The sequence below is a fragment of the Streptomyces mayteni genome (assembly GCF_054783955.1).
Map to the genome: position 1 here is coordinate 1 of NZ_BAAGPR010000191.1, position 8,305 is coordinate 8,305.

The following is an 8,305-nucleotide window of genomic DNA, read 5'->3' on the forward strand; positions in this document are numbered from 1 at the left end:
GGGGGCCTACGGCCCGGCGGCGGGCGCGGCGGCTGCGCCGCCAAGGCCCGGCGCTCCGCGCGGGGTTGGCGCCGCGCTTCGCGCGGGGCCGAGGGCCGCGGACCACGGCGGCTACGCCGCCAGGCCGTTGGCCCGGCGCACGGCCCGACCAGCCGGCGGGCCGCCCGCACTCCGCACGGGTGAGGCGGGGCCCACGGTACTGGCGGCGGCTGCGCCGCCAAGCCCCGGCGCTCCGCGCCCGATTGACGCCCCGCTCCGCCCGAGCGAATGAGGCCGCAGGCCACGACGGCTACGCCGCCAGGCCGTTGGCCCGGCGCACGGCCCAACCAGCCGGCGGCCCAGTGGCCGAACCGTCCACGCCCCGCGCGGGTGAGGCGGCCACGCCGCCAAGCCTCGCCGCTCCGCGCGAGCGACTGAGGCCGCAGGCCACGGCGGCTACGCCGCCGGGCCGTTGGCCGCCGTGGCGCGGCAGGACCGCGCTCCGCGCAGGGTTGGGGGCGCAGGCTACGGCGGCGGCCGCGCCGCCGAACCGCGCGCCGCCAAGCCCCGGCGCTTCGCGCCGGATTGGCGCCGCCGGGCCGCGCGCCGCTCAGCTCGGCGTCGCCGCCCCCACGCGGTAGCGCGCGCTGGCGCGGTGCCAGTCCCAGGCGCCGCGGACGGCGGTGGTGACGCGGGTGGTGAGGAGGTGGGCGTCGGGGCCGAGGGTCTGGAGTTCGCGGCCGACGGTGACGAGTTGGTCGGTGCGGGCGGCGATCATCCGCTGGACGGTGGCGGTGGCGGTGGCGTCGTCCGGCAGGGCGTGGTGGTCGCGGACCAGGATCACCAGGTTGGCGCGCTCGCCGGTCGCGCGGTCCCGGGGGAGCGAGTGGACGTCGTTGGTCCACGCCATCACGTCGCTGGCCGCCGCCGTCAACTCCCGGACGGGGGCCGCGTCGAGCAGGGTCGCCGCGAACTCGCGGCGTTCCACGAGCTGGATCAGCTGGAAGATCGGCAGCGCGCCGAACGAGAGCCGGCGCCAGGCGACGTACTGGGCAAGCGTGGGCGGCGGGCGCAGGCCGAGGCGGACGCCGGCCTGCCAGTGGTAGCCGGTGAGGCAGTCCCGCAGGTGGCGGGCGAAGCGGCGGCGCCAGGCGGGGGACATGGGCGCGGCGGTCGGCGGCCAGAGTTCCTCGGCGAGGGCGCGTCGGAAGTCGGCCCAGGCGGTGCCGGCCGGCCGGTCGAACCAGTCGTCGGCGGTGAGCAGCCAGACGTACCAGCGGGCCAGCAGGGCCATCTCGGGGTAGGGCGCGGCGCGGTAGTAGCTCGTGGCCAGGGTGACGACGCGGGAGGCGGCGAGCCGGCGGTGGCCCGCGGCATCGACGAGGCCGTGCCCGGCGGCCCAGTCGTACGCCTGCTCCTCCAACTCGACAGAGCGGGGGTGGAGTGGCTGGCCGGGGATGGGCATGGGGATGGGCATCAGGTGCACGGGGAGAGTCCGGGGGTGGTGGGTGGGTCAGAACGTGACGGGCAGGGCTTCGAGGCGGCGGGTGCGGTGGGTCGGGCGCCAGGTCAACTCGCTGGTGGGCACGGCCAGTTCGATCTTGGGGGTGCGGCGGAGCAGCGTGGCGAAGACGACGTCGGCCTGGAGCCTGGCGAGCGGGATGCCCAGGCAGAGGTGGGTGCCGCGGCCGAAGGAGAGGTGTGGGTTGGGGGCGCGGTCGAGGACGACCTCGTCTGGGCAGTGGAAGTGATGGGGGTCGCGGTTGGCCGCGGCGAGCGAGAGGAGCACCGAGTCGCCGGCGCTGATCCGGACGCCGCCCAGTTCGAGGTCGGCGGTGGCGAACCGCCGGATGGCCAGCGGCAGCGGGCCGTCGAAGCGGAGCAGTTCCTCGACGGCGGTGGGCAGCAACGCCGGCTGGGCCAGCAGGCGTTCCCAGTGCATCCGGGGGTCGAGGAGGGCGAGGATGCCGTTGCACACCATGCTGGCGGTGGTGTCGTGGCCGGCGGCCAGAAGGATGAAGGCGAGGCTGACGAGCTCGTCCTCGGTGAGCCGGTCGTCGGCGTCGCGGGCCTCGATCAGGGTGCTCAGCAGGTCGTCGGCCGGGTGGCGCCGCTTGTGGGTGATGACGTCCCGCAGTTGGGCCTCGGCCTGCCGCATGGCGTCCAGGATGGCGCGGGGGCGGCCGGGGATCAGCAGGGCGTCCGTCCAGGAGGCGATCTGGGCGCCGGCCGAGGCGGGGAGACCGAGCAGGTCGCAGATGACGCGGAGCGGCAGCGGCAGCGCGAGCGCGGCGAGCAGGTCGGCCTCGCCGGCCGGGTAGACCGCGTCGATCAGGGTGTCCGTGTGGGCCTGGACGCCGGGACGCAGCCGCTCGATGGCGCGGCGGGTGAAGGCGGGGGCGACCAGGCGGCGGAGCCTGGTGTGGTCGGGCGGATCGAGGTGGAGCAGGTCGTTGCGGAGCGCGGGCGGCAGCGGGAGGCCCTGGTAGTCGCCGCCGTGGCTGCTCGCGGCGTTGGTGGAGAGGCGGGGGTCCTGGAGCGCGGCGCGCACGTCCGGGTAGCGCGTGACCAGCCAGGCCGCCGAACCGTCCGGGCCGGTCACACGGTGCACGGAGCGGCTGGCCCGCAGGCGGGCGTACGTCCCGTGCGGGTCCGCGAAGAAGGTCTCGTCGATGTGCACGCCACCTAACGTACATGTGCGATTACGGAATGCAGCAGCGGGTGCGGGAACCTTTCTCCTGACGCCGAGGGGGTGAACCCGCCGCGCGCTCTCCGCCGGAAGGGGGCCGGCCCGCGGGTGGCCTGGTGCCGCGGGCCGGCTCCCGGTCAGTGCGCCGCCAGGGCCCGGTGCCGGGCGACGGCGGCCAGCCGGACGGCCGAGGTGCCGAGCCCGGTGGGGGCCAGGAAGCCGGTCGGGGTGGCGTCAGCGAGCAGGTCCTCCTCGCGGTAGCGGCGGCACTCGCGGTGCCAGTTGAGGACGGCCGCCATCCACTCGCCGAGCTCCACCACATAGCCGTCGACGACCGCGCGGGCGGCCTCGTCCAGCTCGAAGTCGTCGCAGAGCACCGGGAGTTCGCTGGCGGCGACGTGCTGGAACTGGCTCATCCGCCCGCGCATCAGGTCGTCCACGATGCGCAGCGCGGCCGGGTAGTCGCAGCCGAAGAAGTTCTGGGTGACGAGGACGCAGTTGTGGACCTCGCCCTCGAACTCGATCTCCTTCTGGTAGGAGAAGACGTCGTTGAGCAGGGCCCCGTAGTCGGCGGCCGCGTTCTCCAGGGAGCGCAGGGGACCGCTTTCGTAGACCTCGTCGGGCAGCGCGCGGTCGTGGCGGAGTCGGCACAGACTCATGGTCAGCTCGGCGCCGAAGGTCTTGCGGCGCATCTCCAGGTAATCGACCGGTTCGGGGATACGGTTCTGCGCCTGGTTGACGAGCTCCCAGCTCCAGGACTCCATCATGTCGACGACGCTGGCGCGGAAGGCGCGGCGCGCGGCGGGGGTCATGCCGCCCGCGGTGCGCGGCCAGAGGTCGGCGAGGCCGCGCTCCAGCCCGTTCAGCAGCGGGGGCGGCGGCGCGTGGGGGTCGTCCACCGGCATCAGGGCGATCAGGCGTTCCGTGCAGGCGCGGGCGCCGGCCAGGTTCCTGGCGCGGCCGAAGGCGACGGGGTAGTAGTCGTCGCCGTAGGTGCCCCAGACCAGCCAGCCGGTGGCCAGGTCGAGCTCCTCCTGGCCGACGTCGGGGCTGATGCCGGCGGCGCAGAGCGCGAAGTCGTAGCCGGCCAGCTTGTGTTCGGTCCAGACGGTGGGGGCGTCGGTGAAGAGGCCGACCCGGTGGCCGTAGGCGATCGCCTCGCGCCGGGCGGCCGGCAGCAGCGGGTTGAGCCGCAGCTCGTACGGCATGTCGAAGTCGGGCAGCAGGGACGGGCCGACGCGCCGGTGCGGGACGTGGCTGAAGCCGCGGGCCCTGGCGGCCTCGGCGCGCGGGGTGGTGGTGACGCCGAGGCCGGCCAGCGCCGTGAAGGGGCCGCTGAGGCCGAGCCGTTCGGCGGGCGCGTCCACCGGCTTCATGTAGCGGCTGGAGCGCAGGTGCCACTCGTGGCCGCCCGACTGCCAGTCCTGGAGGCCCTTGACGTACCGCGCGACGGCGGCCGACTCGTCGGGGGTGAGGCCGTGTTCGGCGCAGAGCGGGGGCAGTTCGGTGAGCGCGGTGTGCTCGAACTGCTGGATCCGCGCGGTGAGCAGGTCGTTGACGGCCTCGGCGGCCTCCTGGGTGGTGCAGTCGAGGAAGGTCTCCAGGGCGAGCACGCCGTTGCTCAACTCGCCCTCCTCCTCCGTCTCCCGCTGGTAGGAGAAGAGGTCGTTCCGCAGGTGGACGGCGTCGGCGAAGGTGTCGCGGAGCACGGTCAGCGGGCGGGCGGCGGCGATCGCGGCCGGCACCTCGGCCCGCGCGGCGAACTCGACCAGGCCGGCCGACCAGGGGGCGCCGCCGACCTTGCGGCGCATCTCGATGTACTCGACGGGGTTGGGGATCCGGCCGATGTTGATGTTGGCCAGCTCCCACAGCGACTCGTTGAGCAGGTGCTCGGTGGCCTTGGCGAACCTGGCCCGCCAGGCCAGCGACATCGCGGGCACGGTGCGGGCCCACAGGTCGGCGAGGCCGGCCTCCACCGGGTTGACGGGTTCCGGGGTGCCGGCCGCGAGGTCCATGGGCATGAAGGCGGGCAGCCGGTCCAGGTACTCCTTGCCGCCGGCGCGGTCCTGGGAGCGCTTGAAGGTCTCCAGGAAGTGGTCGTCGAAGAAGAAGACCCACACGTACCAGTCGGTGACCAGGGCCAGATCGGACGCGGTGCTGTCCGGGTGGGTGTACGCGCAGAGCAACGGGTAGTCGTGCGCGTCGAGATCGGCTTCTGTCCAGATCCCGGATCCCTCCAACATGCCCATGTCGCGCGCCCACTGGGTGGAGTGGGCGCGCACCTCGTCGAGGTGCGGGCTCAGCCGGGCGGGATACGGGGAGTAGAAGTCGGGCAGGCGGAAGGGCTGTGCCACCTTCGGGTCATCTCCTGGGCTAGCCGGACACGGGCCGACCCCTGTCGTCGAGCGTGGTCGGTCCGGCCAGCATGACCCGGCTCCGCCCACCCACGGCGTCAAACCACACGTGTGGGTGAACCGCACCCCTGCGCCCTGACGTCCTGATTGGCAACATGAACCGTGTTCGACGCGTGCGTACGGGGGTTGTTCGATGGTTGTGATGGCCGAACCGCTCTATTCCGAGGGTTCCTGGAATCCGCTGACGACGAAGGTGACGCTGACCGCGTCCGAACTCCGGGTCGGTGGCCGGCACATGGCACTCTCGGAGCTCAACCTGCCGGCCATGGCCGACGCCTACCTGCGCGGGCGGTGGCTCGGCGCCGGCGGCACCGAGGTGCTGCTTGCCGACCTCGGTGCCGGCTCCGGGGTGGTGCCGGTGATCCGGGTGACCGGCTCGTCCAAGCCGGTGCGGGTCCGCAGGGCCGCCGAGTTCGCCCGCGCGCTCGGCGAGTTGGCGGTGCGGCAGGTGGGCGGCCAAGCGGCCGTCCAGGGGCACGCGGAGCGGGCGGCGCGCGAGGGCGTGCCGCTGTGGATGGCGCGCAGGCTCGCGCCGGGGCCGGCCGGCGGCCCGATAGCGGTGGCGGTCGACCGTCGGCTGATGCGGGCCGACGTCTGGGCGGCGGACGCGCCGACGGCGCGACTGCGCGGGCCGCAGGGCCTGGTCGCCGGGGACGAGAACATGCCGGCGCTCCTCGCGTTGACGGTCGGGGAGCAGCCGGCGGCGCTGACCGTCGAACGCGGCTGGCGGAAGTCGCGGCGCTCGGTCACGGTCTCCTCGTCGTTCGGCCAGTGGCAGTTGGCGCGGGAGAGCTGGAACGCGTCGCGGCTGCTGCGGGACGGCGGCTCGGTGGCGCTGATCACCCGGCCCGGTGGGCGGGAGCGCCGTGGGCAGTTGGTGCTTCCGCTGGCCAGGGTCGAGCACCACACGTCGTTCCCGGTGGACGCGGTGCTCGCGCACTTCTTCGCGGTCTGCTTCGGCCTCGGCGACGACACCGGCACGATCAGGTTCGGCTCCCGGCGGCCGGAGCCGGACGAGATGGAGTGGGACGACTCGTGGTTCACCGGCCTCGGTGACGGTCGCGACGACAACGGCCCGGGGGCGCGCGGCGACGGCTGGGGCGGCGGGGACGGCGCGGACACCGGCGGCGACCGCGGGGACGGCGGTGGCGGCATCTTCGGCGGCGGCGGTGACGGGGGTGGCGGCGACGGCGGTGGCGGTGGCGGTGGCGACTGATTGGCCGGCCGGCGCGCGTCGGCCAGGTCAGCCGCGCCTGGCGGCCCGGAACCGCTCGGCGGCGGCCGTGAGTTCGACGATCGGCGGCAGGTAGTCCACCTCCTCAGCCGACCGCCAAGGCCGGTGCGCGGCCGGTCCGTCAAGACCGGCCAACTCCGGCACCCAGCGCCGCACGTACTCCCCGCGCGGGTCAAACCTGCGGGCCTGCGTCAGGGGGTTGAGCACCCGGTTGGGCCGGGTGTCGGTCCCGGTGCCGGCCACCCACTGCCAGTTGAGCTGGTTGTTGGCCAGGTCGCCGTCGACCAGCAGCGCGAGGAAGTGCCGGGCGCCGATCCGCCAGTCCACGTACAGGGTCTTGGTGAGGAAGCTGGCGGCGAGCAGCCGGGCCCGGTTGTGCATCCAGCCCTCCTCCCGCAGCTGCCGCATCGCCGCGTCCACCAGCGGATAGCCGGTGCGGCCGGCGCGCCACGCCTCGACGGCGGCCAGGTCCCGGCGCCAACGGTCGCCGCGCGGGCGGTAGTCGTGCCAGGCCGCGTCGGGCCTGGCGGCCAGCACCTGGTGGTGGAAGTCCCGCCAGGCCAGCTGCCGGACGAAGGCCGCGGCGCCCGCCCCCTCGCGGCGCGCGACGCGGTGCCGCAGCTCGGTCGCGGACAGGCAGCCGAAGTGCAGGTAGGGGGAGAGCCGGGAGGTGGCGTCGCCGGCCAGGTCGTCGTGGCGGTCGGCGTAGCCGTCGAGCCCGCCGCGCTCCCAGCGGCGCAGCCGGCGCCTCGCCGGGTCCTCGCCGCCGGCGGGCAGCCGGGGCGAGCGCTCGCCGGTGGCACCGAGGCGGGCCGCGTCGGGCAGCCGCTCGGAGCGGACCCGCGGCACCCGGAGCGCGCGCGGCGCGGCCAGCACCGGGCGCGGCTCGGCGGCCAGCCAGCAGCGCAGATAGGGCGTGAAGACGGCGTAGTGGTCGCGCCCGGCCGGAGCGACGGCGCCGGCCGGCAGGGTGGTCAACGAGGCGTCATGGACGCGCAGTTCGCGGCGGTCGGCGGCGAGCGCGGCGCGCAGCCGGCGCTCCCTGGCGGTCGCGTAGCCGCTCACCCCGGCCGCCAGGTGGACGGTGCCGGCCGCCGTCTCCGCGGCGACCCGGCGGGTCTCCGCCACCACGTCGCCGTGCCGCACCACCAGCCGGCCGCCCCTGGCGCGGAGCGCGCCGTCCAGGTCGGCGAGGCAGTCCGCCAGGAACGCGGCCCGGTTGGGCGAGACGAAGCCGGCCGCGCGGATCCCCGAGTCCACGACGAACAGCGGCACCACGCGCGGCGCGCTGTCCGACGCGGCCCGGAGCACCGGGTTGTCGTGGACCCGCAGGTCCGCGGTGAACAGGGCCACCGCGACGTTCGCCGAGACGTTCACATCCGCTCCCGCGCCGGCCGGAGGGAGGACAGGGGCCGGCCCGCGCCGGATTCTGCCTCGGCCCGGGACGCGATGGTGCGCACCATGCCGCCGAACACCCATGCGTGGAAGGGGGAGATGGCCCGCCAGTAGGCGTGCCCGAGCAGGCCGCGCGGCAGGAAGAGGGCGCGCTGGCGGTACCGGGTGCGGCCCTCCTCGTCCCGGTCCACCCAGAGTTCGAGCCAGGCGTCGCCCGGCAGCCGCAACTCGGCGCGGAGTCGGAGCAGCCGGCCGCGCTCCAACGCGTCGACCCGCCAGAAGTCCACCGCGTCGCCGCGCGCCAGGCACGTGGGGTGCGGCCGGCCGCGCCGGCCGCCGGCCCCGCCGAAGAGCCGGTCGAGCCAGCCGCGCACCGTCCAGGCCGGCGGCGCCGAGTACCAGCCGGTGTCGCCGCCGATCGCCTCGATCACCCGCCAGAGCGCCCCGGGCGAGGCGTCCACGATCCGCTCGCGGGCGTCGACGTACCGGCTGACGCCGGCCCAGTCCGGGTCGCCGGGCAGCGAGTCGGCCGGGCCCGCGGCGCGCTCCGCCGGCCTCCGGCCCGGGCCCGCAGCCGCGGCGAGCGCGGCGCCG

General features: G+C 75.5%; 6 protein-coding genes. 1 reads left to right on the forward strand and 5 read right to left on the reverse strand.

The genetic code is table 11. The features are described 5' to 3' along the window. Positions 1-589: 589 nt before the first annotated feature. From ACYVPE_RS38370 to ACYVPE_RS38380, 3 genes are all read right to left on the reverse strand, one after another. Complete coding sequence (locus ACYVPE_RS38370) at positions 590-1,456, reverse strand: terpene synthase family protein (RefSeq protein WP_461038470.1); 867 nt, start codon at positions 1,454-1,456, stop codon at positions 590-592. A 36-nt stretch (positions 1,457-1,492) separates the two neighbouring features. Beyond that, positions 1,493-2,659 carry a cytochrome P450 family protein gene (locus tag ACYVPE_RS38375; protein WP_461038471.1) on the reverse strand — a complete coding sequence of 389 codons (1,167 nt, stop codon included), beginning with the start codon at positions 2,657-2,659 and terminating at the stop codon, positions 1,493-1,495. A 146-nt stretch (positions 2,660-2,805) separates the two neighbouring features. Next, positions 2,806-5,022: a terpene synthase family protein gene (locus ACYVPE_RS38380; protein WP_461038472.1), complete on the reverse strand. Its 2,217-nt coding sequence runs from the start codon at positions 5,020-5,022 to the stop codon at positions 2,806-2,808. Between the two features lie 202 nt (positions 5,023-5,224). Here ACYVPE_RS38380 and ACYVPE_RS38385 point away from each other — a divergent pair, with 202 nt between their 5' ends. Continuing rightward, complete coding sequence (locus ACYVPE_RS38385; protein ID WP_461038473.1) at positions 5,225-6,298, forward strand: hypothetical protein; 1,074 nt, start codon at positions 5,225-5,227, stop codon at positions 6,296-6,298. 27 nt (positions 6,299-6,325) lie between these two features. On the opposite strand, the gene ACYVPE_RS38390 is transcribed toward ACYVPE_RS38385, so the two are convergent. After that, positions 6,326-7,693, reverse strand: a complete 1,368-nt coding sequence (locus tag ACYVPE_RS38390) for a cryptochrome/photolyase family protein (protein ID WP_461038474.1) — start codon at positions 7,691-7,693, stop codon at positions 6,326-6,328. Beyond that, the coding region (locus ACYVPE_RS38395; protein ID WP_461038475.1) for a DUF2867 domain-containing protein at positions 7,690-8,305 on the reverse strand (616 nt) is incomplete at its 5' end. The genes ACYVPE_RS38395 and ACYVPE_RS38390, both read right to left, overlap by 4 nt.

Excerpts from the sequence above, each read along its gene's own strand:
- ACYVPE_RS38370 (WP_461038470.1), bottom strand. The coding sequence starts at position 1,456 with ATGCCCATCCCCATGCCCATCCCCGGCCAGCCACTCCACCCCCGCTCT.
- ACYVPE_RS38385 (WP_461038473.1), top strand. The coding sequence starts at position 5,225 with ATGGCCGAACCGCTCTATTCCGAGGGTTCCTGGAATCCGCTGACGACG.